At 62.0% G+C, this 23,586-nt stretch carries 22 protein-coding genes and 1 other RNA gene; 11 read left to right on the forward strand and 12 right to left on the reverse strand.

The window, feature by feature from the left end; translation table 11 throughout:
- Positions 1-163: 163 nt before the first annotated feature.
- Both DBW_RS06560 and DBW_RS06565 read left to right on the forward strand, forming a co-directional pair.
- A complete protein-coding gene (locus DBW_RS06560; protein WP_066725971.1) occupies positions 164-1,528 on the forward strand; it encodes an NAD-dependent succinate-semialdehyde dehydrogenase in 1,365 nt (454 codons plus the stop codon).
- Between the two features lie 85 nt (positions 1,529-1,613).
- Complete coding sequence (locus tag DBW_RS06565) at positions 1,614-2,381, forward strand: SDR family NAD(P)-dependent oxidoreductase (protein WP_066729707.1); 768 nt, start codon at positions 1,614-1,616, stop codon at positions 2,379-2,381.
- Between the two features lie 78 nt (positions 2,382-2,459).
- Here the strand turns inward: DBW_RS06565 and DBW_RS06570 are convergent, their stop codons facing one another.
- Both DBW_RS06570 and ssrS read right to left on the reverse strand, forming a co-directional pair.
- Complete coding sequence (locus DBW_RS06570; protein ID WP_066725974.1) at positions 2,460-3,635, reverse strand: TraB/GumN family protein; 1,176 nt, start codon at positions 3,633-3,635, stop codon at positions 2,460-2,462.
- Between the two features lie 86 nt (positions 3,636-3,721).
- A non-coding RNA gene (gene ssrS / locus DBW_RS06575) (6S RNA) lies at positions 3,722-3,902 on the reverse strand.
- 239 nt (positions 3,903-4,141) lie between these two features.
- Here ssrS and DBW_RS06580 point away from each other — a divergent pair.
- From DBW_RS06580 to DBW_RS06615, 8 genes are all read left to right on the forward strand, one after another.
- Positions 4,142-5,710, forward strand: coding sequence for an ATP-binding protein (locus tag DBW_RS06580; RefSeq protein WP_066725977.1), 1,569 nt, complete (start codon positions 4,142-4,144; stop codon positions 5,708-5,710).
- A gap of 302 nt (positions 5,711-6,012) precedes the next feature.
- Positions 6,013-6,351, forward strand: a complete 339-nt coding sequence (locus DBW_RS06585) for a P-II family nitrogen regulator (protein WP_066725981.1) — start codon at positions 6,013-6,015, stop codon at positions 6,349-6,351.
- A gap of 49 nt (positions 6,352-6,400) precedes the next feature.
- Positions 6,401-7,720, forward strand: coding sequence for an ammonium transporter (locus DBW_RS06590; RefSeq protein WP_066725984.1), 1,320 nt, complete (start codon positions 6,401-6,403; stop codon positions 7,718-7,720).
- An 80-nt stretch (positions 7,721-7,800) separates the two neighbouring features.
- Positions 7,801-8,532, forward strand: a complete 732-nt coding sequence (locus tag DBW_RS06595) for a TorF family putative porin (RefSeq protein WP_082820219.1) — start codon at positions 7,801-7,803, stop codon at positions 8,530-8,532.
- A gap of 106 nt (positions 8,533-8,638) precedes the next feature.
- Positions 8,639-9,457, forward strand: a complete 819-nt coding sequence (locus DBW_RS06600; RefSeq protein ID WP_066725989.1) for a radical SAM protein — start codon at positions 8,639-8,641, stop codon at positions 9,455-9,457.
- Positions 9,457-10,239: an EI24 domain-containing protein gene (locus tag DBW_RS06605; protein ID WP_066725992.1), complete on the forward strand. Its 783-nt coding sequence runs from the start codon at positions 9,457-9,459 to the stop codon at positions 10,237-10,239. Before DBW_RS06600 ends, DBW_RS06605 begins: the two co-directional genes overlap by 1 nt.
- On the forward strand, positions 10,239-11,015 hold the full coding sequence (locus DBW_RS06610; protein ID WP_066725995.1) for an inositol monophosphatase family protein: 777 nt from the start codon (positions 10,239-10,241) through the stop codon (positions 11,013-11,015). Before DBW_RS06605 ends, DBW_RS06610 begins: the two co-directional genes overlap by 1 nt.
- Before the next feature lie 180 nt (positions 11,016-11,195).
- The gene (locus tag DBW_RS06615; protein ID WP_066725997.1) at positions 11,196-11,414 is read left to right on the forward strand and encodes a hypothetical protein; all 219 of its coding nucleotides are present in this window, start codon (positions 11,196-11,198) and stop codon (positions 11,412-11,414) included.
- Between the two features lie 63 nt (positions 11,415-11,477).
- Here the strand turns inward: DBW_RS06615 and DBW_RS06620 are convergent, their stop codons facing one another.
- Positions 11,478-11,828, reverse strand: coding sequence for a hypothetical protein (locus DBW_RS06620; RefSeq protein ID WP_066726000.1), 351 nt, complete (start codon positions 11,826-11,828; stop codon positions 11,478-11,480).
- A 168-nt stretch (positions 11,829-11,996) separates the two neighbouring features.
- Here DBW_RS06620 and DBW_RS06625 point away from each other — a divergent pair, with 168 nt between their 5' ends.
- Entirely contained in the window at positions 11,997-12,935 is a 939-nt protein-coding gene (locus tag DBW_RS06625; protein ID WP_066726003.1) for a class 1 fructose-bisphosphatase, read from the forward strand.
- A gap of 78 nt (positions 12,936-13,013) precedes the next feature.
- Here DBW_RS06625 and DBW_RS06630 read toward each other — a convergent pair whose 3' ends face one another.
- From DBW_RS06630 to hisS, 9 genes are all read right to left on the reverse strand, one after another.
- Positions 13,014-13,562, reverse strand: coding sequence for a 2-oxoacid:acceptor oxidoreductase family protein (locus DBW_RS06630; protein WP_066726006.1), 549 nt, complete (start codon positions 13,560-13,562; stop codon positions 13,014-13,016).
- 28 nt (positions 13,563-13,590) lie between these two features.
- A complete protein-coding gene (locus tag DBW_RS06635) occupies positions 13,591-14,406 on the reverse strand; it encodes a 2-oxoacid:ferredoxin oxidoreductase subunit beta (RefSeq protein ID WP_066726009.1) in 816 nt (271 codons plus the stop codon).
- Between the two features lie 2 nt (positions 14,407-14,408).
- Positions 14,409-15,548: a 2-oxoacid:acceptor oxidoreductase subunit alpha gene (locus DBW_RS06640; RefSeq protein ID WP_066726012.1), complete on the reverse strand. Its 1,140-nt coding sequence runs from the start codon at positions 15,546-15,548 to the stop codon at positions 14,409-14,411.
- 26 nt (positions 15,549-15,574) lie between these two features.
- Complete coding sequence (locus DBW_RS06645) at positions 15,575-15,763, reverse strand: 4Fe-4S binding protein (protein WP_066726015.1); 189 nt, start codon at positions 15,761-15,763, stop codon at positions 15,575-15,577.
- A 276-nt stretch (positions 15,764-16,039) separates the two neighbouring features.
- The gene (gene mdh / locus DBW_RS06650) at positions 16,040-16,993 is read right to left on the reverse strand and encodes a malate dehydrogenase (RefSeq protein ID WP_066726018.1); all 954 of its coding nucleotides are present in this window, start codon (positions 16,991-16,993) and stop codon (positions 16,040-16,042) included.
- A 76-nt stretch (positions 16,994-17,069) separates the two neighbouring features.
- Positions 17,070-19,301 carry an NADP-dependent isocitrate dehydrogenase gene (locus DBW_RS06655; protein WP_066726021.1) on the reverse strand — a complete coding sequence of 744 codons (2,232 nt, stop codon included), beginning with the start codon at positions 19,299-19,301 and terminating at the stop codon, positions 17,070-17,072.
- 345 nt (positions 19,302-19,646) lie between these two features.
- Positions 19,647-20,333, reverse strand: a complete 687-nt coding sequence (locus DBW_RS06660) for a LysM peptidoglycan-binding domain-containing protein (protein ID WP_066726024.1) — start codon at positions 20,331-20,333, stop codon at positions 19,647-19,649.
- 49 nt (positions 20,334-20,382) lie between these two features.
- The gene (gene aspS / locus DBW_RS06665) at positions 20,383-22,170 is read right to left on the reverse strand and encodes an aspartate--tRNA ligase (RefSeq protein ID WP_066726027.1); all 1,788 of its coding nucleotides are present in this window, start codon (positions 22,168-22,170) and stop codon (positions 20,383-20,385) included.
- Between the two features lie 94 nt (positions 22,171-22,264).
- Positions 22,265-23,503, reverse strand: a complete 1,239-nt coding sequence (hisS, locus tag DBW_RS06670; RefSeq protein ID WP_066726030.1) for a histidine--tRNA ligase — start codon at positions 23,501-23,503, stop codon at positions 22,265-22,267.
- Positions 23,504-23,586 lie beyond the last annotated feature (83 nt).

The raw sequence follows: 23,586 nt of genomic DNA on the forward strand, positions 1-23,586 counted from the left end.
GGCCTCTTTGAGTATACTTGGGACCGGTAATTTCTTTCCTCCGGAACATGGCAGGGAAGGGGTGCCCGCTTGGAAGATTCCGGAATTCTTGAAATTCGATTTAAAATTGGGCAAACTGGCCAGCGCAGACTGAACGCTGGCCACGCAACAGGGAGGAGCATCTATGGCGATTGAATCGATTAACCCGACGACCGGGGAATTGCTCGAAGAGTTCCAGGAATGGAGCCGGGAGGAGACCGCAGCGGTGATCGACCGGGTCGACCAGGCCTGGCAGGGCTGGCGGGAGACGAGCTTTGCCCAGCGGGCGCAGTTGATGCACCGGGCCGCGGCCGAACTGCGCCGCAACAAGGAAGAGTACGCCCGCACCATGACGCTGGAGATGGGCAAGCCGATCGTTGAGGGGCGCGGCGAAGTCGAGAAGTGCGCCTGGGTCTGCGAGTTCTACGCCGAGCATGCCGAGACTTTTCTGCAGAACGAGCCGGCCCAGAGTGACGGCAGCCGTTCCTATGTCGGTTTCCGGCCGATCGGCACCGTCCTCGCGGTGATGCCCTGGAATTTCCCCTTCTGGCAGGTCTTCCGCTTTGCCGCACCGGCGCTGATGGCCGGGAACGCCGGGCTGCTCAAGCACTCCTCCAACGTGCCGCGTTGCGCCCTGGCGATCGAGGAGGTCTTCGTCAAGGCCGGTTTCCCGGCCGATCTCTTTCGTACCCTGATGATCGGTTCCGGCCAGGTCGACGCGGTCATCGAAAACGACCACGTCAAGGCGGTGACCCTTACCGGCAGTGATATCGCCGGGCGCAAGGTCGCGGCCAAGGCCGGGCAGATGCTGAAAAAAAGTGTCCTCGAACTCGGCGGCAGCGATCCCTTCATCGTTCTCGCGGACGCCGACCTCGACGCAGCGGCGACGGTGGCAGCCAAAGCGCGCTGCATCAACTCGGGACAGAGCTGCATCGCCGCCAAGCGCTTCATTGTCGAGGCGCCGGTCTACCGGGAATTCCTGGAGAAATTTACCGCCAGCATGAAAAACCTCGTCGTTGGCGACCCCCTCGACGAGGCGACCCAGGTCGGCCCCCAGGCCCGGGTGGATCTGATGATGGAACTGCACGGCCAGGTCGAGGCTTCGGTTGAAAAGGGGGCCGAGGTTGTCCTCGGCGGTGCGCCGCTCGATTGCAAGGGGTACTTCTACCCGCCGACGATCCTGGCGCGGGTCAAGCCGAGAATGCCGGCCTATCACGAGGAGTTTTTCGGGCCGGTCGCCTCGGTGATCGAGGTCCGGGACGCCGAAGAGGCGTTGCGGGTGGCCAACGACTCCCCCTTCGGCCTCGGCGGCTCGGTCTGGACCCGCGATGTCGCCAAAGGCGAGGCGCTGGCGGCGCGGGTCGAAGCGGGGGCGGTCTTCGTCAACGGCATGGTCAAGAGCGATCCGCGCCTCCCCTTCGGCGGGGTCAAGATTTCCGGTTATGGCCGCGAGCTCTCGCACTACGGCATCAAGGAATTCGTCAATATCCAGACCGTCTGGGTGAAGTGATAGAGGGCTTTGGGAGCGCTGGGGGCGGCAGGTTGCCGGCTGCACCCTGGCAGCCGGGATCGACAGCAGCAGGAAAGGGGGCATGATGGCGAGAACGATTTTCATCACCGGGGCGTCGGCGGGGTTTGGCGCGGCCTGTGCCCGGGCCTTTGCCGCTCGCGGTGACCGGCTGGTGCTGGCGGCGCGCCGTGAAGAACCGCTCGAAGCTCTTGGGGCGCAGTTGGCGACGAGCGCTGCCGGGGTTCTCCCGCTGCAGCTTGACGTCCGCGACCGGGATCGGGTGGCGGCGACCCTGGCCGGGCTGCCTGCCCCCTTTGCCGAGGTCGATGTCCTGGTCAACAACGCTGGCCTCGCCCTCGGGCTGGAACCGGCCCACCAGGTCGACCTCGACGACTGGGAGACGATGGTCGATACCAACATCAAGGGGCTGATGTACTGTACCCGCCTGCTGCTGCCGGGGATGGTGGAGCGCAACCGCGGGCATATCGTCAATGTCGGCTCGACCGCCGGCGCCTGGCCTTACCCGGGGGGGAATGTCTACGGCGGGACCAAGGCCTTCGTTGCCCAGTTCACCCGGAACCTGCGGGCCGACCTCCTCGGCACCCGGGTGCGGGCGAGCTGTATCGCCCCGGGGATGGCTGAAACCGAATTCTCCAACGTCCGCTTCAAGGGGAATCGCACCCTGGCGGAGAAGGTCTACGCCGACACCGAACCGCTGACGGCGGAGGATATCGCCGGGATCATCGCCTGGGTCACCGACCTGCCGCCGCACGTCAACATCAATCACCTCGAGGTGATGTCGATCTTCCAGTCCTGGGGGCCGCTGGCGGTCCATCGCGACCGCGCGGATTGAGACCGTTCCCACCGTTTACGCAAGAGAGGCCACCCGCGACGCGGGTGGCCTCTCTTGTCTGGTGAACTCGCCGCCAGGTCAGATCAAATCTTTCAGCCACCTGAAGGCAACCAGGGTACCGAGGGCCGAACCGAGGTTGGAAAAGAAGAAGACCAGCAGCACCCGGGTCATGCGATTGCCCCACCAGCCACGGAGATTGGCGAGGTCGTCGCCGACCCGTTCGAAGTCGCCGACCGTCGGGGCGGCGATAAAAGCCTGCACCAGCCCGGTCACCATGCCGGCACCGACCGTCGGGTTGAGAGAGGTGATCGGCGCGGCGACGAAGGCGGTGGCGATGGTCAGCGGATGACCGAAGGCGATCAGGGCGCCCAGGGCCGAGAGGAGGCCGTTGGCCAGGACCCAGCCAATGGCGGCGCCAGCGAGGCGGTCGCGGTCGCCGAAAAAGAAGCCGGCGGCAAAGAGAGCGACGACCAGGACCGGAATCAGCCAGGGGATGATCCTGGAGAGGGGCGACTTCTCCGGGACGCTGCTGATCTCGCGGATCGTTTCCGGATCAGCCTCCTGCTGAATGCGGCGCAGGATGCCGGGAAGGTGGGCGGCGCCGACCACGGCAACGATTTTGGCCCCGGGAGCGTTGCGGATGTAATGCGCCATGTAGATATCGCGCTCGTCGACCAGGGTCGTTTTCGCCGTGGGGAGGAGTTCGGCCATCTCTTCGAGCATCGCCGAGAGGGTGTCGGTCTGGCGCAGGCGGGCCAGCTCCGCTTCATCCAGTTTCTGGTTTTCGAAGAGTCCGGCCACCAGCGCCGAAACCAGGTTCAGCTTCTTCCAGAGCCCGGTTTTGCGCCAGGCGCGCAGCAGGGTGGTGCGGATGTTGCGGTCGATCAGTTCCAGGTGCCGCCCTTCGGCCTCGGCGAGCTCCGCCGCCGCCGCAAGCTCGGCCCCCGGTTTGACGCCGGTCTGCAGTCCCATCCGTTTCTGGAAGGAGGCGAGGGCGAGATTGGCGAGCAGGAAGGAGGTCTGCCCGCTCTTAATCACCTGGATGAGGTTGAGGGATTCCCAGCGATTGCGATCCCTGAGCGCCTGGTAGCGCTGACTGTCAAGCTCGACGCAGACGGTATCGGGAGCTTCCGCGCTGATCGTTGCGCGTACCGTGGCGACCGACTCCTGGGAAATGTGGGCGGTGCCGACGAAGACGATCTCCCGGTCACCAAGAAAGAGGCGCTGGACATCTGCAGATTCGGGGCTGGTCATGCAAGCAGGGCCTTTCAGGGGGCTCTTTTCGTAGAACTACCGGAATAACAAAGGCGTCGGGAATCTTCCCGCCGCCTTTTTCCATGCTGCTCTCCACACCTGCCGTGGATCCGTTGGCCTCCTAGCGAGTACCAACAGGTGGGATCGCTTGTAGGCGCATCAGGCGTCCCACTCGCTGGTGGGCTGGCACACCGCGCCCCTGTAAGCTTTCCCATTGAATTATCATTCCGCCTGGGCGTCTGGACCTCACCTGCAGGGCAGAGAGCATGTTCGTGATCAGTATAGGAAAAAGCACCCGGTGAAACAAGGAGAATCTTTTCGCTGGTGGCATGGCGGCCAGGCGTTGCCGGCTGCATATTTGTTGGGCAGTGCTGCCGGAAAAGGGGCAGCTGACCGGAAGTCCGGCGGAGTCCTCTGGAAAAGTATCGGAATTCTGTATGGTTGAAAGGTCGGCACCGCTGGCACGGCTTGTGCCTTGAAGAAGGGGAACCAGCCAAGGGAGAGCTATGCCTGCCACCATGGGAAAACCGGAAATTCTCCTCAAGGCCCTGCTTGATATTGGCCAGGAGTTGATTGCCACTACCGACCTCGACGAGTTGCTGGCCCGCATCCTGCGCATCTCCAGGGATGTCTTCCGCTTTGAAAACGCCATCATCCGGCTGGTGGATGACAAGGGGGAGATGCTGGTGACCGCCGCCGCCTATGGTTACTCCGAGGCCGCGAGCAGTACCACCATCCCCCTCGGCCGCGGGGTGATGGGGCGGGTGGCGCTGAGCGGCAAGCCGATCCTGGTCGAGAATGTCTGCGCCCAGCCCGACTACCTGGCCGGCATTCTCGGTGCGCGCAGTGAACTGGCGGTGCCGCTCATCGCCCGGGAGAAGGTGATTGGCGTCTTCAACGTCGAGAGTCCGCTTCCGGGAGCGTTTGCCGCCGAGGATATCCCGCCGTTGATGGCGATGGCCGCCCAGGCCGCCATCGCCATCGAGAACGCCCGGCTCTACCAGAACCTGCGGCGGATGTCGGGGCGCTACCAGGAGCTGCATCAGCTCAACGAACGGATCCTGAAGAGCGTCAACCTCGGCATCTACACGGTAGACGATCAGCTCAAGATCACCTCCTGGAACCGCAGCATCGCCGAAATGAGTGGCGTCAGTGAAGAGGAGGCGCTGGGCCGGGACCTTTTCGCCCTCTTCCCCGGGCTGGAGGAAGAAGGGTTCGGCACCCGGGTGCGGCGGGTGCTGGAGCAGGGGCGGGCCGAAAACCTGCGTCTGGCCCATCGCAACTTCAAGGGGGAAATGCGCATCCAGAAGCGGCGCCTGGCGCCGCTCAAGGACGGTGAGCGGACCACCGGCGCGGTGGTTATCGTTGAGGATGTGACGGAATTCAAGCGCCTTCTGGAGCAGACCATCCAGTCGGAAAAGCTGGCCGAGGTCGGGCGGCTTTCCGCCGGAATCGCTCACGAGGTCAATAACCCGCTGGCGGTAATTTCCTATGCGGCGCAGCTGCTGCTGCGGGAGGAGAGCCTCCCCCCTTATCAGCAGGAGCTGGTGGAGCGGGTCGAAAGCGAGGTGGAGCGCCTCAAGGCCCTGACCGGCAGCCTCCTCTCCTTTTCCCGGGCCCAGGAGATGGTGCGTCGTTCCACCGATGTCAACGAAGTACTGCGGGATGTGCTGCGCCTGGTGCGCTACGAGTTGAGTCGCAATCATATCGACCTGGTCGAGGATTATGGCGATCTCCCCTGGATCAAGGCCGATCCCAACAAGATCAAGCAGGTCCTGATAAACCTGATCATGAATGCCACCCAGGCGATGGGGGCCACAGGGCGGTTGCTGGTCGCGACGCGGCCGGTTGCCGGCGCCGAGGTCGAGGTCGAAATAACCGACAGCGGGCCGGGCATCCCGGAAGAGATCCAAAAGCAGATTTTCGACCCCTTCTTCACCACCAAGCGGGAAGGGGAGGGGACGGGGCTCGGCCTTTACATCTGCCGCAACATCGTGATCGAGCACGAAGGCCGGCTCCTCGTCGAGAGTGGCGCCGGGGGAACAACCTTCCGGATGGTATTGCCGGTCGGCTGATTGCCCGGAAAATTCCCACCCCCGTCAATGGCTGTATAAAAGTTAGGCACAAGAACCCGATGCTATTGTTCAAGGTGCCGGAAATACAAAGAAATTCAATTTGGCACAACTCCTGCTCAAATCACGGTGAACAGGGTGTGCTATTTACGCACCGCGCAACAGACAGGCAATAACGAATAATCGACCAGCGGGAACAATGGCGTTCACCAGCGGTCGCACTGGGCAACGGCGCCCCTCCCCTGGATCTTTCCGGGGGCTGGGTGCCGTTTTATTTTGCGAACTCTGGAAAGGAGCAGTCAGGAATGAAAAAAATTGAATGCATTATCAAGCCGTTCAAGCTGGACGATGTCAAGAGTGCGCTGACCGATCTCGGGATCACCGGGATGACGGTAAGCGAAGTTCGCGGGTTCGGACGGCAAAAGGGACACACCGAGCTTTACCGCGGTGCCGAGTACCAGATCGATTTCATCCCCAAGGTGAAAATCGAGCTGGTGGTTTCCGAAGAGCGGGTCAACGAGGTTGTGACCACGGTTCAGAAGGAGGCCTGTACCGGCCGCATCGGCGACGGCAAGATCTTTGTCCTGCCGGTGGAGCAGTCAGTACGGATCCGGACCGGCGAGGCCGGTGACGACTCCCTCTGATAAAACGACACATTTCCCGATCCGAAAATTTTCCATAGGAGGTAACGAAATGAAGAAAGCACTCTCTCTCATCGCCGTGGTCGTCGGGCTGCTCGCCCTTCCGGTCCTGGCTCTCGCCGAAGATGCTCCGACCAGTGAAGTCGCCTATGTTCTCAATACTTTTTCCTTCCTGGTCAACGGCGTCCTCGTCATGTGGATGGCCGCCGGCTTCGGCATGCTCGAATCGGGCCTGGTCCGGACCAAGAACGTGGCGACCATCTGCCTGAAGAACATCTCGCTCTTTGCCGTCGCCGGTATCCTCTTCTACCTGGTCGGTTACAACCTGATGTACAACGGGGTTGACGGCGGATTCATGGGCTCCTTCGGCCTCTGGGGCCCGGACGATGCTGCCGCTGCCGGTGGTGATTTCTCCGGTGGTTATGCCGCGGCCTCCGACTGGTTCTTCCAGATGGTCTTCTGCGGCGCCGCCTGTTCGGTGGTCTCCGGCTGCGTCGCCGAGCGCATCAAGCTCTGGGGTTTCCTCGCCTTTTGCGTGGTGATGACTGGCATCATCTACCCGATCCAGGGCTCCTGGGGCTGGGGCGGCGGCTGGCTGTCGGAGATGGGTTTCCTTGACTTCGCCGGATCGACTCTGGTTCACTCTGCCGGTGGCTGGGCGGCCCTGACCGGTGCCATCATCCTCGGTGCCCGCAAAGGGAAATATACCAAGGACGGCCGGGTCAACCCGATCCCCGGTTCCAACCTGACCCTCGCGACCCTCGGTACCTTCATCCTCTGGATGGGATGGTTCGGTTTCAACGGTGGTTCGGTCCTCGCTCTCGGCACCGCCGGCGATGCGATCAGCATGTCGAATGTCATGGCGAACACCAACCTCGCCGCTTGCGGCGGGATGATTGCGGCGATGATCCTGTTGCAGATTCTTTACAAGAAGGTCGACCTGACGATGGCCCTCAACGGCGCCCTGGCCGGTCTGGTGGCGATCACCGCCGGGCCCGACACCCCCTCTCCCGGGGCTGCCACCCTGATCGGCGCCGTCGGTGGCATCCTGGTGGTTCTCGCCGTCCCCTTCTTCGACAAACTCAAGATTGACGATGTGGTCGGTGCGCTCTCGGTCCATCTGGTCTGCGGGATCTGGGGCACCATGGCCGTCCCCTTCACCAACAGCGAGGCGAGCTTTGTGACCCAGTTCATCGGTGTCGCCTCCATTGGCGCCTTCGTCATCGTCTCCTCAGCCATTGTCTGGCTGGTCATCAAGTACACCATCGGGCTGCGGGTTTCCGAGGAGGAAGAGCATGCCGGATGTGATACCTCCGAACTCGGTCTCGAGGCCTACCCGGAATTCGGCCGCGGTTCGCAGGGACTCAAGTAATATTTCACCTGGTGTCTCATCCCGGGCGGGGGGGGAACCCCCCCGCCCGGAATCAACCCCCATTTAAAGGAGAAAGTAAGATGAAAAAGTTTGCAGTTGCTCTGGTGGCCCTGGTGGCCCTTTCCGTGGCCGGCCCGGCCTCGGCCCTGGAAGTCTCCGGCGATGCCTACGCCGGTATCTACAGCCAGTACCTCTGGCGCGGTCTTGATTTCAGCGGTAATCTTCCGGTTCTGCAGGGCGGTATCGATCTCAGCGCCAACGGCTTCACCCTCAGCTACTGGAGCAATTTCCAGCTCGTTTCCGACGCTGGCGGCGCACCTGCTCTCGATTCGGGGGAGATGACCGAAACCGACCTGGTCATCGACTATACCGCCAACCTGACCGACAAACTCGCGCTCAGCGTCGGCAACATCTACTACACCTTCAACGTCCCCGGCGCCACCAATGAGGCCTATGTCGGCCTCAGCCTCGACACCCTGCTCGCCCCGGCCGTCACCCTTTACTGGGATTGGGACAAGGCACGCAGCGCCGATCGCGATGGTCTCTTCGCCACTCTTTCCATCGGCCACACCATCGAGCTGATGGACAAGGCGGGTCTCAATCTCGGCGCCCTGATCAGCTACAACGATGAAAGCGTCGGCGCCTACAACGGTATCCACAACTACGAGCTGTCGGCCAGCGTCGACTTTGCCGTGACGGATAGCCTGACGGTCTCCCCTTCGCTCCTCTTCTCCGACGCCGTTGCCGACGACGCCCGTGACTACCTTGAGCCGAAGCTGGTCTCCGGCCTGAACGTGGCCCTGGCTTTCTAGGCACACCAACAAGTCCTGTCGATAGAGATTTGCCTCCTGTCGACATTTGGCCCGCCATCCCCTACTATGGGTGGCGGGCCAATTTTTATTTGCATGGCAATGATCCATGACCGACGACTTCAAAAATATTCGACTTGCCGTCCCTCTCGCGGATGGCCTCAGCGTCGAAGCTGTCTATTACGGCAGTGGCACCCTCTGTCTTTCCACTCAGGCCGGATGTGCCCTGGCCTGTCCCTTTTGTGCCTCGGGACGGAACGGGCTGCACCGCAATCTGAGGGTGGATGAACTGATCAGCCAGGTCGAGCTGTTCCGGGCGGGAGGCATGCCGCCGCGGCGGCTGACCCTTTCCGGCATCGGCGAGCCACTGCACAACTTTGCCGTCGTCCGCGAATTTATCGAAGCATCTGACCTGCCGGTATCGCTGACGACCACCGGGGGCCCACTGGTGCACCTGGCAGCGGCTCTTCCCCTTCCGCATAACGGCCTGATGCTTTCCCTGCACGCGGGGAGCGCGGCGGTGCATCGGCAGCTGCTGCCCCGGGCGCCCCAGCTCGAAGAACTGGTCGCCTGCGTTGACCACGGCCTTGCTTCCCTCTCCCGGCGGGCGCGGCGTCGGATCGGAATCAATTACCTGCTGCTGGAAGGGGTCAATGATTGTCGGCGGGAGCTCGACGCTCTGCTCCAACTGCTGGGCCGCTGGCCCGAAACGACCCTCCATCTGCTCGCCTGCAACCCGGTCCCCGGCAGTCCCTTCTCCAGCCCCGGGGCAGAGGGCTTCAATGCGGTCTATTCCTACCTGGCCGAGCGCCATTCCCGGGTGCGCCGCCCCAACCGCTGGCGGCGCCAGGCCGAAGGGGGGTGCGGTACCCTTGTCCTGCAGGAAGTTGGCGCACCGCTCTTTTCCCTGGCTCCGGAGGTGTCCTGATGCCGAATCCAGTCTCCCCGAACCCCGCCGGGCGCTTTGCCGCCGGTTTTTTCAGTCCTTTCCAGTCCGGCCGGTTTTTATTGCAGCACCCGAGGCTGATCCGGTTCATCCTCTTTCCCCTCTCGATCAACATCCTCGTCTTTACCGCGGCGGTCTGGGCGGGCCTGAAGTTTTTTGCCGGCACCGTCACCCAGTATCTCCCCCAGGGGGATGCCTGGTATTGGGCGCTGGTTACCTACCTGGTCTGGTTTCTTGCCGTGCTGCTGACGATGGTCCTGGTTTTCTTCAGTTTCAGCCTGGTCGGGGCCTTGCTCGCGTCCCCTTTCAATGATCTCCTCTCGGAGCGAACCGAGGAACTGATTACCGGATTTCGCCCGGAGCAACCCTTCCAGTTGCGCGGCTTTCTGATCGGAGCGCTGCAGACCCTGGCCGACGAAAGCAGGAAAATCTTTCTTTTCCTCACCGGCATGGCGCTTCTGCTCCTGCTTAACCTCCTGCCCGGGATCGGCACCGTACTTTTCGGCGTGCTGTCGGTGCTGTGGACTCTGGTTTTCCTCGTCATTGAATACACCGGCTATATCGCCAGCCGCAAAGGAATGCGCCTCGCCGCGCAGCGGCACTACCTGCTGCAGCGCAAGCTGGCAATGCTCGGCTTTGGCTGCGGACTCCTCTGTCTGCTGGCAGTCCCGCTGCTGCAATTTCTCACCATTCCCCTCGGGGTGATCGCCGCCACCCGGTTGTGGTGCGCAGATCCGCCGCAGGCCGAAACGGAGGTAGAATAATGATGAGCCTTGCCCTGGAAGCGGTTATGGCGGGAGGGGACCAACTGCGCCGGAAGTTCGGCGGCCGGCTGGAAATATTGCACAAGGGCGAAGTCGATCTGGTCACCGACGCGGACCGCGCCGCAGAGGCGGCCATTGTCGCCGTCATCCGCGAACGCTATCGGGAGCATGCCATCCTGGCGGAAGAAGCGGACTATGGCAACGACGGCGAGAGCGACTGGCGCTGGATCATCGATCCACTGGACGGCACCACCAATTTCGCCCACGGGTTCCCCTGGTTTGCCGTCTCTCTCGCCCTCGAAAAGGCCGGGCAGGTCCTGCTCGGGATCGTTTACAACCCGATCTTCGAGGAACTCTATGTCGCCGAGCGGGGGCGGGGTGCCACCCTCAACGGCAAGCCGCTGCAGGTTTCGCCGACGCGGGAGCTCGACCAGGCGCTCCTCGCCACCGGTTTCCCCTATGACCGCAAACAGAGCCCGGCCAATAATTACGACCATTTTGTGAACTTCCAGCAGGTTGCCCAGGCCTGCCGTCGCCCCGGGGCGGCCAGCCTCGATCTCGCCTGCACGGCGGCAGGGCGTTTTGACGGCTACTGGGAGATGAAACTCAAACCCTGGGACATGGCCGCCGGTCTTTTGCTGGTCACCGAGGCCGGAGGGATGGTCAGTGATTTTGCCGGGCGGCGTCTCGACCTGGCCGGGGCCGAATGCCTGGCCAGTAACGGCCATCTACATGCCGCGATGATTTCGGTGCTGCAGCAGGGGCGACGGCCCTGAGCGGGAGCCTGGTGGCCGCCGGCTGCATCCTCGGCCCGGTTTGATATCTACTGGTTTGACATCTACTTGCCAGCCAGTCGGCGACGGCTACAATGGAAGTGAGCCGTCTGGTCATCCGGTAGCCCGAACAGGAGTGCCGGAGCCTGACCGTTGGTACCACCCCTGCCGTAAGGAGGTTACATGGCCAATCTGAAGAACACCCCGGAAAAACTGCCCGGCGAAGGGAACCTTGAGCAAAGCCTGCAGCACATCGATGTCGCGCTGGAGATCATGGAACGGCATCCGGGTGAACTGGCTACCGCCGAAGACGGGGTGAAGGACGATCTGCGGCGCCGCGATCGTGAGTACAAGGATGCCCACCTGCACAGCATCCCCAAACCGCGCAAACATCTGCGCTGAACCGGAGACGACAACGGCCCTCGCATGGAGGGCCGTTGTCGTTCGTCATTTCCCTTTTATGGCTCAGGCGGGTTCTTCTGCCGCCGGTTGTTCCTCCCTGATGGCACCGATCTCTTCCTCCAGGGTTGCTGCCGCATGTTTCAGGCCATCGAGCTGTTGCAGTAGCTCATGGACCCGGGAATCTGCGGCGCCGGTTCCCGGGAGGAGTTCGCGGTTCTCATCGACCAGGCGACCGAGGTCGCTATGCAGGACGGCGATCTTTTTGTGCAGGGCGTTGAGATCGATTTTCTTCTGGACGATGCGCTTGTACTGGTTGGCGCGGAAGGAAGCGCTGTGAAAGGTTTTGACGGTGGCATCCCATATCTTCTCACCGGGATTCCGCGCGGGTTCAGGTTGCTGCTGCCGGTCTTCCATGAGCTCCTCCTGGAAAATATTTCCCTGTATTTCTAACATTATTCATCCCGAGGTCAAGGCCAAGGCGGAAGATCCTGGGCAAATTCCTGGGCAAATTCCTTGCTGCACTGCCGGAGTTGGTCTAAACTGGCCGCATCTTATTTTTAATAACTTCTCAGGAGGCCAGCCTTGAATACTGAACCCGGGCGTACCAAATTTCAGATTGACCTGCGTCGTCACCTGCGGGAGCGGGAAGAAGATCGCGACCTTACCAGAGTGATCTGCGAGATTGCCACGGCATCGCGTTATGTCATCAACGCCATTCGTACCGGCGACCTCGGCGTAGCGGGTACCTCGAATCTCTATGGCGAGGAGCAACTTGCCCTCGATGTCCTCTCCGATCGCATTTTGCGGAAACGGCTGATCCACTCGGGGGTAGTCGCGACCATCGCCTCCGAAGAAACCCCGGAAATTATCAATGTCAACCTCAATGGCAAGTACTCAATCGCCTATGATCCCCTCGACGGCTCTTCCCTGGTCGATGTCAACCTCGCGGTTGGTACCATCGTCGGCATTTACCGCGGCGACAATGTCCTCCAGCGCGGCCGGACCCTGGTGGCCGCCATGTATATCCTCTACGGACCCCGGGCGACGCTGGTCTATTCGACCGGCAACGGTGTTCATGAATTCGCGATGAACGCCCTGATGGAATATACCCTGATCCAGGAAAATGTGACGATGAAGCCATCGGGGTCGATCTACTCCCCGGGTGGGCAGCGCAACAAGTACACTCCGGGCGTTGAGAAGTTTGTCACCTCCCTGGAAGAGAAGGGGGCCAAGCTCCGCTACAGCGGCGGCTTCGTCCCGGATATCAACCAGGTGCTGATCAAGGGGCAGGGCCTCTTTATGTATCCGCACCTGAAGGATGCCCCCAAGGGGAAGCTGCGGCTGCTTTATGAACTCAACCCGATGGCCTTTCTGATCGAACAGGCCGGCGGCAAGGCTTCCAATGGCCGGGAGCGGATTCTGGACATTCTCCCGGAAGGGATCGATCATCGGGAGCCGGTCTTTATCGGCAGCAGTGAAGATGTCGAGCGGGCCGAGAAGTTCGTCGCCGAATTCGGCTGAGACCTCCCCGTTGAAAAGAAAAAAAGCCCGGAGCAGCTGCCCCGGGCTTTTTTTTGATCTCCAGCTTTCGGTGATGGGCTACTTCAGCAGTTCCTTCACCTTTTCAAAACCGAGGCTGTAGGCCTTCTTGTTCAGGTCCTTGAAGGCTTCCGGAACCTTGCGCAGGACCGCCTGCTCGCCCGATTCCCGGGAAACAACATCGGTCAGGGCGATCATGGCGCCCAGCGCCACCACGTTGGCGACGATCTCGCGCCCGAGGTCTTCCTTGGCGGTGCGCATGATCGGCATCTTGATGACCTTGAAGTCCCCCTTCGGCTCATTCTTTACGAAGTCCGAATCGAGGAGGAGGAGGCCGCCGGGTTTGATGCCGTTGGCGTACTTGTCGGCGGCTTCCTGGGTCATCGCCAGGCAGGCGTCGACGATGGTCGCCTTGGGGTAATCGATGGGGCCGTCGGCGATGATGACTTCCGACTTGGAGGCGCCGCCTCTGGCTTCAGGGCCATAGCTCTGCGACTGGACGGCGTGTTTCCCCTCGATGATCGAGGCCGCCTCGGCGAGGATGATGCCGGCAGTGATCAGACCCTGGCCGCCGGCACCGGAAAAGCGAATTTCATATCTTTTTGCCATTTCACTCTCTCCTTATGCGCTGCGGAAATCAGGCGCCCTGCGCCTTGGCAATGACCTGGGCATACTGCTCACAATATTCCGGCTTGTCTTCCTTGTAGAGGACCCCGGTGAGGACCTTGCCTTCGAGTTGCTCGGCGGTCATCTTGGCGGCAGCGGCGACCGGCACGGCGATCTCCTTGAGGCGCTTCATCATGTCAACGACGCTGCGGAACTTGTTGCGCCGGCCATAGGTGGTCGGACAGTCGTCGAGGACTTCAATGACCGCCATCCCCTTGTGCCTGATCCCTTCGGCCACCAGCTTGTCGATCTGGGTGGCGTGGAAGGCGGTGGTGCGGGCGACGAAGGTCGCACCGGCGCCGATCGCCAGCTTGCTGATGTCGAAGGTCGGGTCGGGGTTGCCGTAGGGGGTGGTGGAGGCCTTGGCGCCGGTCGGGGTGCAGGGGGAGAACTGGCCGCCGGTCATCCCGTAGATGCTGTTGTTCATGATGACGTAGGTCATGTCGATGTTGCGGCGGCAGGCGTGGATGAAGTGGTTGCCGCCGATGGCGGTGCCGTCGCCGTCGCCGCCGACGACAATGACGTTCATCTCCGGCTTGGCCATCTTGACGCCGGTGGCGAAGGCCGCAGCCCGTCCGTGAGCGGTGTGCAGGGTGTTGAAGTCAACGTAGCCGGGCATGCGGCTGGCGCAGCCGATACCGGAAACGATGGCGGTGTTGTCTTTCTCCAGACCGCAAGCATCGATGGCCCGCAGCATCCCCTTCATGACGATGCCGTGGCCGCAGCCGGGGCACCAGATGTGGGGCAATTTTCCGGGGCGCAGGAATTTATCGTAATCGTAAGCCATGGTTACTTGACCTCCTTGACTTTGTCCATGATCTGGCCGGGATTGATCGGCTCACCGTCGACGCGGCCGATGTGCAGGACCGGGCAGCTACCCTTGACGACGCGTTCCACCTCGAGGTTCATCTGGCCAAGGTTGAGCTCGGGGACGACGATCCCCTTGACCTTCTTGCCGATTTCGGCGATGCGTTTTTCCGGGAAGGGCCAGAGGGTGATGGGGCGGAAGAGGCCAGCCTTGATCCCTTCCTTGCGCAGTTCGTTGACGGCATAGCGGGCGCTGCGGGAAGTGGAACCGTAGGCGAAGATCACCACCTCGGCGTCATCGACCAGGTACTCCTCGTACTTCTCGATATCGGCGCGGGCTGCTTCGCCTTCGACCTTGCGGATCTGGCGGCGCTCTTCGGCGTCGACATATTCTGCCTTGGTGGTCGGGAAGCCGTCCTGGGCCTTGTTGAGGCCGGTGACATGGAAGCGGTAGCCGGAGCCGAAGGCCGCCAGCGGCGGAACGTCGCCAAAGGAGGTATCATAGGGCTTGTATTTGTCGGGGGTGACGGTCGGTTTGGCGCGGTCGATCACCTCGAGTTCGCCGGGCTCGGGGAACTCGATACGCTCGCGCATGTGGCCGACGATTTCGTCGTAGAGGACCTGGACCGGCATGCGGTACTTCTCGGCGAGGTTGAAGGCGCGCACCGTCTCGGTGAAGATCTCCTGACAGGAAGCCGGGACCAGGGCGATGGTAGCGTGGTCGCCGTGGGTCCCCCACTTGGCCTGCTGGACGTCGGACTGGCCGGGGCCGGTCGGCATGCCGGTCGACGGGCCACCGCGCATGACGTTGATGATGACGCAGGGAACCTCGGCGATGCAGGCGTAGCCGATCAGTTCCTGCTTGAGGGAGACGCCGGGACCCGACGTTGCGGTCAGGGCCTTGGCACCGGTCAGCGCGGCGCCGATGACCGACGCCATGGCGCCGATCTCGTCTTCCATCTGGATGAATTTGCCACCAGTCTTGGGGAGTTCATTGGAGAGAACTTCCGCAACCTCGGTGGAGGGGGTAATGGGGTAACCGCCGAAGAAATTACATCCGGCATAAACGGCACCCTGGGCGCACGCTTCGTTCCCCTGCAACAGAGCAACTTTTTTAGCCACGTTAACCGACCTCCTCTGGATATGAATTATTTGGTAACTTTGATGGCAAAGTCGGGGCACCGCAACTCGCACTGCATGCAGGCGATGCAGGCCTCAGGGCGGGCGACCTTGACCAGAAACGCATCCATCTCCAGGACCTTGGTGGGGCAGAATTCGACACAAATGCTGCACCCCTTGCAGTACCTTTCGATAACCTCGATTTTCGGACTGCTCATTCCCCTAGTTCTCCTTTTTCGTGGTGACCGTTGCGAAACGGCATTGATAAGTCAAACAGCGCGCATACTATCGCAATATAGCGTTGATTTCCAGAAAATTATGTATACGATTTCGCCCCTTTCCCGGGGACTGATATCGGGCGTTGTGACGGCCATCCCGAATTGGGGTTTCCGGGCATCGCCCGCAACTGGCGATAATTACATTCGGAAATCGCAATATAGCAAAGAAGGGCAATGTTGCCATTGCCCTTCCTGCGGTCTGTCCGTAGGTACTGCTTATTTCATGCTGTCGACGAGACCCTTGACGGCCGCAACCGACTTGTCCATCATCGCCTGCTCTTCGGCGTCGAGTTTGAACTGGAGGATCTGCTCGACGCCGTTGGCGCCGAGGACCGTCGGGACGCCGACGAAGTAGCCCTTGACCCCGAACTCACCGTTGAGGTAAACGCAGGTCGGCAGGACGCGCTTGGAATCCTTGAGGATCGACTCGGCCATGGCGATGGCCGAGGAGGCCGGGCTGTAGAAGGCGCTGCCGGTCTTGAGCAGGGCGACAACTTCACCGCCGGCGCCGCGGGTACGCTTGACCATGGCTTCCATCACTTCCTTGGCCTTGGCCGCGCTCTTGTATTTCTGCTCCAGCAGTTCCATCACCGGAATCCCCTGGACGCTGGCATAGCGAACCAGCGGCACCATGTCGTCGCCATGGCCGCCGAGGGTCATCGCCACCACATCCTTGACCGAGACGCCGAGTTCCCAGGCGATGAAGGCCTTGAAGCGGGCGGAGTCGAGGACGCCGGCCTGACCGATGACGCGATTGTAAGGGAAGCCGGTGACCTTCTGGCAGAGGGTGACCATGGCGTCGAGGGGGTTGGAGATGATGATGACGAAGGAGTTGGGGGCGTGCTTTTTGATCCCCTCGGCCACCGAGGTCATGATCTTGCTGTTGACCTCGATCAGGTCATCGCGGCTCATGCCCGGTTTGCGCGGCAGGCCGGCGGTGACGATGACAACGTTGGCGCCGGCGATGTCGGCGTAGTCGTTGGTCCCTTTCAGGTTGACGTCGAAACCGTCGACCGGGGCGGCTTCGGCGATGTCGAGGCATTTGCCCTGGGGGAGGCCTTCGACGATGTCGAACAGCACCACGTCACCCAGTTCGCGCAGGGCGCAAAGCTGAGCAAGAACGCCACCAATCTGACCACCACCGATAAGAGCGATTTTTGGTCTTGCCATGGTCTTCTCTCCTTGTGTTGGGTAATGAAAATAGGGCAGCGGGGCTATCTGGTTGCCCCGCTGCCGCCAGGTTTGGTTAAAGGGCGTCGATGATCGCGTTCAGGGTCGCGCTCGGTCGCATGGCCGCCGTAGTCTTGGCGACATCGGGGCGGTAGTAACCGCCGATGTCGACCGGCTTGCCCTGCGCCGCCAGCAGCTCGGCGTTGATCTTCGCTTCGTTGCTCGCGAGGTCGGCGGCCACCTTGGTGAAGCGGGCTTTCAGTTCCGCGTTTTTGCTTTGCGCGGCCAGGGCCTGGGCCCAGTAGAGCGCCAGGTAGAAGCTGCTGCCGCGGTTGTCGATCTCGTTCACCTTGCGGGACGGCGCCTTGGCGTTCTCGAGGTACTTGGTGATCCCTTCATCGAGGGTATCGGCAAAGAGCTGCACGGTGGGGTCGTTGTTGCGGTTGGCGATGTGCTCCAGCGACGGAACCAGGGCGCAGTATTCGCCGAGGGAATCCCAGCGCAGATGGCCTTCCTTGAGGAACTGCTCGACATGCTTGGGTGCGGAGCCGCCGGCGCCGGTTTCGAAGAGGCCGCCACCGGCCAGCAGCGGAACGATGGAGAGCATGCGGGCGCTGGTGCCGAGTTCGAGAATCGGGAAGAGGTCGGTCAAATAGTCGCGCAGCGCGTTGCCGGTCACGGTGATGGTGTCGAGGCCCTTGCGGGCGCGCTCACAGGCGAATTTCATGGCATCGACCGGTTTCATGATACGGATGTCGAGGCCGGTGGTGTCATGGTCCTTCAGGTAGGTGTTGACCTTGTTGATGATCTGGGCGTCGTGGCCGCGCTGCTCATCGAGCCAGAAGATAGCCGGGGCACCGGAGGCCTTGGCGCGAGTCACGGCGAGTTTGACCCAGTCGCGGATCGGGGCGTCCTTGGTCTGGCAGGAGCGGAAGACATCGCCCTTTTCGACAGTCTGTTCGAGCAGGACGGCGCCGGAGGCATCGACGACGCGGATTTTGCCGTCGCCGGGGGCGAAGAAGGTCTTGTCGTGGGAGCCGTATTCCTCGGCTTTTTGCGCCATCAGGCCGACGTTGGAGGTGTGCCCCATGGTCGCCGGGTTGAACTGGCCGTGTTTCTGGCAGTCTTCAATGATGGTCTGGTAGATGGTGGCGTAGCAGCGGTCGGGGATCATCGCCACGGTGTCCTGCAGTTCGTCCGCCAGGTTCCACATCTGGCCGCCGTCGCGAACCACGACCGGCATCGAGGCATCGATGATGACGTCGTTGGGGACATGCAGATTGGTGATCCCTTTGCGGGAGTCGACCATCGCCAGGGCGGGTCGGGTCTTGTAGACATCCATGATGGCCGCTTCGATCTCGGCCCGCTTGGCTTCCGGGAGGCGCTTGATTTTGGCATAGACATCGCCGAGACCGTTGCTGACATTCACGCCCAGTTCCTTGAAAACATCGCCGTACTTGTCAAAGACATCCTTGTAGAAGACGGTGACGCACTGACCGAAGATGTAGGGATCGGAGATCTTCATCATGGTCGCTTTGAGGTGCAGGGAGAGGAGGACGCCGTCCTTCTTGGCCGCCTCGATCTGCTCGGCGTAGAACTTGCGCAGGGCGGTCATGTTCATGGAAGAGGAGTCGAGGACCTCACCCGCCTGCAGGGCCAGCTTCTCCTTGAGTACGGTGACGCTGCCGTCTTTGCCAACGAACTCGTATTTGACCGTGGTGGCATCCTTGACGGTGACGGAGGTCTCGCTGCCGTAGAAATCGTTGCCGTTCATGTGGGCGACGCGGGTTTTGGAGCCGGCCGGCCAGGGTTTCATCATGCGGTGGGGATTCTTCTGGGCGAACTTCTTGACCGAAGCCGCGGCCCGGCGGTCGGAGTTCCCTTCCCGCAGCACCGGGTTGACGGCACTCCCCAGGCACTTGGCGAAGCGGGCCTGCAGGGCTTTCTCGGCGTCGTTTTTCGGCTCTTCCGGGTAGTCGGGGATCTTGTAGCCCTTCTCCTGCAGTTCCTTGATGGCGGCCTGCAACTGGGGAATGGAGGCGCTGACGTTCGGCAGTTTGATGATGTTGGCGGTGGGGTCCTGGGTCAGCTCGCCCAGCTGGGTGAGGTAGTCGGGAATTTTCTGCGCTTCGGTCAGGTGGTCGGGAAAGTTGGCGATGATTCTGCCGGAAAGGGAGATATCCCGGGTCTCGACATTAACGCCGGATCCCTTGAGGAATTTCTGTACGATCGGGAGGAGGGCGTAGGTCGCCAGGGCGGGGGCTTCGTCGATCTCCGACCAGATAATCGTTGCGTTCTTCGTTGTCATGTTCTCTCCTTGTTCGGTGCCAGTTTTGCCAGAGGCAGAATGAAAGACGAACGAAAGTTCGCCCTTAGAAATTATTGCTCCAGATGGTGTAACGGGCAGTCAATAAAATGGAGGTTCTTCACTGATTCAACCGCATCCTGAGAAAGGTCAATGCCCAAACCGATATTGGCCTGACCACTAAAAGGTCAATGCAAAAACCTGCTACAAAACCGGATGCTTAGAGAAAAAGTGATAAAAATGGACGAGTTAGGAACGTTGTATACAGTATACAAAGGGCCGGGGGCTGTCAAGGGAAAATATGAATCTTCCAACCCGCAAATAAACGGCCGGGGAAACCTCGTTCCATTATTGCCCATTCTGCGACCCCGGGACTGAAATTGGAGCGCCGGGGGGGAAAACGTCGGACTGCTTCGCCTTCTGCCGGGCCTCATCCAGCTCCGCAGTGGAGAGCCCCCGGGGAATGGTCAGGACCTGGCCGGAGTAGATCTGGCGAGGGTCCCTGATCTGGTCCCGGTTCGCTTTGTACAAGAGCGGCCAGAGCAGCGGGTCGTCGTAGACCTGGGGCTGGGCGGCGATGCTGTAGAGCGACTCCCCCTCGCCCACGGTGTAGGAGGTCTGCGGCGGGGGGGGCGGTTTGGGCGGTGCCTTCCGGTCCGGTTTTGATGGGGGGGGCGAGGCGGCCTGCTGCAGTTGACGCTGACGCGCCGCCGCAATGGCCCGCTCGCGCCTTTCGAGCTCAGCGCGGCGGAGTTGTTCGTCGGCACTGTGGGCGAGGACCAGGGCCCGTCGGGCGCGCAGGGTGGCAAAGGGGAGGAGTTCCCGGGCGGCGCCGTAGTCACCATCGTGAACCAGCGCCTCGCCATCTTGCAGGGCGCGTTCGGCAATCTGGTAATCGTCGCTGGCCAGGCGGCTGGCGCCGGCCGCGTAGGCGCGGGCGAGGGCGTCCCGGGCGGCCGCAAGTTCGGCCTGCGGCGGCTGGGCGCAGCCGCCGCTGACAAAAAGCAGCAGAATGAGACAACAAAGACGTTTCACAAAAAGACAAGGGGGGGCAATGGCCCCGGTCGTCTGCCGGGGCGCAGGATCATTTCGCCCGGGTCACGGTGCGGATGGCCAACTCGCGCAGCTGTTTTTCGTCGACTTCACCCGGGGCTTCGGACATCAGGCAGGTCGCTTTCTGGGTCTTGGGGAAGGCGATGACGTCGCGGATCGAATCGGAGCCGGTCAGGATCATGGTCAAACGATCGAGACCGAAGGCGATGCCGCCATGGGGCGGGGCCCCGAATTCGAGGGCGTCGAGGAGGAAGCCGAATTTCATCCGCGCCTCCTCCTCGCCGATCCCCATCAGGTCGAACATGCGGCTCTGGATCGCCTGGTCGTGGATACGGATCGAGCCGCCGCCGATCTCCGAACCGTTGAGGACGAGGTCATAGGCCTTGGCCCGCGCCTTGCCGGGATCGGAGTCGAGCAGGGCAAGGTCTTCATCCATCGGCGCGGTGAAAGGATGATGGACGGCGACGTGGCGGCGGGCCTCGGCATCCCACTCCAGGAGCGGGAAGTCGGTCACCCAGACGAAACGGTATTCGTCCTTTTTGGCGAGACCGAGCTTGTGGCCGAGGTGGCCGCGCAGGCGGCCGAGGGATTCGTTGACCACCTTGTAGGAGTCGGCGCCAAAGAGGAGCAGGTCTCCCAACTCGGCGCCGAGGCGCTGGTTGATCGCCGCAAGCTCGTCCGCGCTAAAGAACTTGGCGATGGGGGACTGCCACCCCTCCTCGGTCATTTTTACCCAGGCCATCCCCTTGGCGCCGTAGATCTTGACGAACTCGGTGAGATCGTCGAGCTCCTTGCGCGAGAGGCTGGCGCCCCCCTTGACGTTGATCGCCTTGACCTGGCCACCGCCGGCGACGGCATCGGCGAAGACCTTGAAGCCGCACCCCTCCACCAGATCGGAGAGTCCGACCAGTTCGAGATCGAACCGCAGATCGGGGTTGTCGACCCCGAAGCGGTCGAGGGCTTCGGCGTAGGTCATGCGGGGCATCGGCAGCGGGACCGCGACGCCGATCGTTTCCTTGAAGATGGCGGCGATCATCCCCTCCATGACGGCAATGACGTCGTCGCGGCCGACAAAGCTCATCTCGCAGTCGATCTGGGTGAACTCGGGCTGGCGATCGGCGCGCAGATCCTCATCGCGGAAGCATTTGACGATCTGGAAGTAGCGGTCAAAACCGGAGACCATCAGTAGCTGCTTGAAGAGCTGGGGGGACTGGGGGAGAGCATAAAAAGTTCCAGGATTGACCCGGCTCGGCACCAGGTAATCGCGCGCCCCTTCCGGGGTGCTCTTGGTCAGTACCGGGGTTTCGATGTCGAGGAAGCCCTCGGCGTCGAGGTAGCGACGGACGGTGCGCGTAACCTGGTAGCGCAGCATCAGGTTCTGCTGGATGGCCGGCCGGCGCAGGTCGAGATAGCGGTACTTGAGGCGGATATTTTCGGCGACCTCGGTGAACTCGTCGAGCATGAACGGGGGGGTCTTGGCCGTATTGAGGATTCGCATCTCGCGCACCTCGACCTCGACCTCGCCGGTCTTCATCTTCGGATTGACGGTTCCGGCGGGCCGTGGCGAGACGATCCCCTTGATGGCGACGACATACTCGTTGCGAACCCGGTCGGCCTTGGTGTGGGCTTCGGGGTCACGGTCCGGGTCAAGGGCGAGTTGCACGATCCCTTCGCGGTCGCGCAGGTCGATGAAAATCAGGCCACCGTGGTCGCGACGGCGCTGCACCCAGCCGGTCAGGCAGACTTCCTGGCCAATCTGGGCGGCGGTGACCATGCCGCAGTAATGGCTTCGTTTCCAATCGCCGAAAATGTCGTTCAAGGGAAGTCCCTCCAGAGTTGTTTGATGGATCGGGCCGCGCCCGGAAAGGCAGGATTATACAAACCCCCTCCGGCCAGCGTCAAGGAGAATGCAATCAGGCCTCTCCCCCGGCGAGCAACTCCTGCAGACGGGTACGAAGGGCGTCAAGGGGGACCTCCTCCTGGCTGCCGGCGTCCATGTTGCGCAACTGGGCCCGACCGGCGGCCAGTTCATCGCCGCCGAGGATGACGGCAAACCGCGCGCCGAGCTTCCCGGCCCGACGCATCTGCGCTTTGAGGCTCTTCCCTTCGAGGTCGGTATCGACCTGCAAGCCGGCGCGCTGCAGCTGGTGCATCAGCAGAAAGGCATGGCGCGCGGCCTCGCTGCCAAGGGTGGCGAGAAAGCAGTCAAGGCGCGGCACCGCCTGCGGACTCCCTTTCAGCAGCACCAGGCGCTCGACGCCCATGGCGAAACCGATTCCGGGGAGGGGGGGGCCGCCCAGGTCGCGAATCAGCCCGTCGTAACGCCCTCCTGCGGCCACCGCGTTCTGCGCCCCGAGATTGCCGGTGACCATCTCGAAGGTGGTCTTGGTGTAATAGTCGAGGCCGCGCACCATGCGCGGGTTGATGGCGAAAACCGTGCCGAGATCGGTGAGGTAGCCCTGCACCGCGGCGAAGTGGTCGGCGCAGCCGCCGCAGAGATGGTCGAGAACCGAGGGGGCGCCGGCGGTCGCTTCCTTGCAGCCCGGCACCTTGCAGTCGAGAACCCGCAGCGGATTCTGCTGCCAGCGCCGGCGGCAGTCGTCGCAGAGATGATCGAGGCGTGTTTCGAGAAAGGCGACCAGCGCCTGGCGGTAGGCCGGGCGGCATTCGGGGCAACCGAGGGAGTTGATCTGCAGCTGGACGTCGGGAATGCCGACCTCGGCAAAATAGTGGTCGAGCATGGCGAGAACCTGGGCATCGCAGCGCGGGTCGTCGAGGCCGATGACTTCGGCCCCGATCTGGTGAAACTGGCGGTAGCGTCCCTTTTGTGGCCGTTCGTAGCGGAACATCGGCCCCATGTAGTAGAGCTTGGCGACCGGATCCTGGGCATGCAGCTTGTGCTCGATGAAGGCGCGCATCACCGGCGCCGTCCCCTCCGGGCGCAGCGTCAGCGAGGTGCCCCCCTTGTCGGTAAAGGTATACATCTCCTTTTCGACGATATCGGTCGTTTCGCCGATGGAACGGCAGAAAAGATCGGTCTTCTCGACCACCGGGACGCGGATCTCGCTGAAGCCATAGCTGCGGAAGACGCGCCGTGCGGCCGCCTCCAGTTCCTGCCAGGTCGCCACCTCCCCCGGCAGAATATCGTTCATCCCTTTAATGCCTGTAATGCTCACGTTGTCAGTGCCTTTCAAAAAAATAATTCAAATTAAGTGGGACGTGACGGCGGTGAACG

The sequence above is a fragment of the Desulfuromonas sp. DDH964 genome, from assembly GCF_001611275.1.
Lineage (GTDB): Bacteria > Desulfobacterota > Desulfuromonadia > Desulfuromonadales > DDH964 > DDH964.

What these genes read in the sequence shown, in the direction of transcription:
- DBW_RS06560 (WP_066725971.1), top strand. Translation starts at nt 164, where the DNA reads ATGGCGATTGAATCGATTAACCCGACGACCGGGGAATTGCTCGAAGAG.
- DBW_RS06565 (WP_066729707.1), top strand. Translation starts at nt 1,614, where the DNA reads ATGGCGAGAACGATTTTCATCACCGGGGCGTCGGCGGGGTTTGGCGCG.
- DBW_RS06570 (WP_066725974.1), bottom strand. Translation starts at nt 3,635, where the DNA reads ATGACCAGCCCCGAATCTGCAGATGTCCAGCGCCTCTTTCTTGGTGAC.
- DBW_RS06580 (WP_066725977.1), top strand. Translation starts at nt 4,142, where the DNA reads ATGCCTGCCACCATGGGAAAACCGGAAATTCTCCTCAAGGCCCTGCTT.
- DBW_RS06585 (WP_066725981.1), top strand. Translation starts at nt 6,013, where the DNA reads ATGAAAAAAATTGAATGCATTATCAAGCCGTTCAAGCTGGACGATGTC.
- DBW_RS06590 (WP_066725984.1), top strand. Translation starts at nt 6,401, where the DNA reads ATGAAGAAAGCACTCTCTCTCATCGCCGTGGTCGTCGGGCTGCTCGCC.
- DBW_RS06595 (WP_082820219.1), top strand. Translation starts at nt 7,801, where the DNA reads ATGAAAAAGTTTGCAGTTGCTCTGGTGGCCCTGGTGGCCCTTTCCGTG.
- DBW_RS06600 (WP_066725989.1), top strand. Translation starts at nt 8,639, where the DNA reads ATGACCGACGACTTCAAAAATATTCGACTTGCCGTCCCTCTCGCGGAT.
- DBW_RS06605 (WP_066725992.1), top strand. Translation starts at nt 9,457, where the DNA reads ATGCCGAATCCAGTCTCCCCGAACCCCGCCGGGCGCTTTGCCGCCGGT.
- DBW_RS06610 (WP_066725995.1), top strand. Translation starts at nt 10,239, where the DNA reads ATGATGAGCCTTGCCCTGGAAGCGGTTATGGCGGGAGGGGACCAACTG.
- DBW_RS06615 (WP_066725997.1), top strand. Translation starts at nt 11,196, where the DNA reads ATGGCCAATCTGAAGAACACCCCGGAAAAACTGCCCGGCGAAGGGAAC.
- DBW_RS06620 (WP_066726000.1), bottom strand. Translation starts at nt 11,828, where the DNA reads ATGGAAGACCGGCAGCAGCAACCTGAACCCGCGCGGAATCCCGGTGAG.
- DBW_RS06630 (WP_066726006.1), bottom strand. Translation starts at nt 13,562, where the DNA reads ATGGCAAAAAGATATGAAATTCGCTTTTCCGGTGCCGGCGGCCAGGGT.
- DBW_RS06635 (WP_066726009.1), bottom strand. Translation starts at nt 14,406, where the DNA reads ATGGCTTACGATTACGATAAATTCCTGCGCCCCGGAAAATTGCCCCAC.
- DBW_RS06645 (WP_066726015.1), bottom strand. Translation starts at nt 15,763, where the DNA reads ATGAGCAGTCCGAAAATCGAGGTTATCGAAAGGTACTGCAAGGGGTGC.
- mdh (WP_066726018.1), bottom strand. Translation starts at nt 16,993, where the DNA reads ATGGCAAGACCAAAAATCGCTCTTATCGGTGGTGGTCAGATTGGTGGC.
- DBW_RS06655 (WP_066726021.1), bottom strand. Translation starts at nt 19,301, where the DNA reads ATGACAACGAAGAACGCAACGATTATCTGGTCGGAGATCGACGAAGCC.
- hisS (WP_066726030.1), bottom strand. Translation starts at nt 23,503, where the DNA reads ATGAACGATATTCTGCCGGGGGAGGTGGCGACCTGGCAGGAACTGGAG.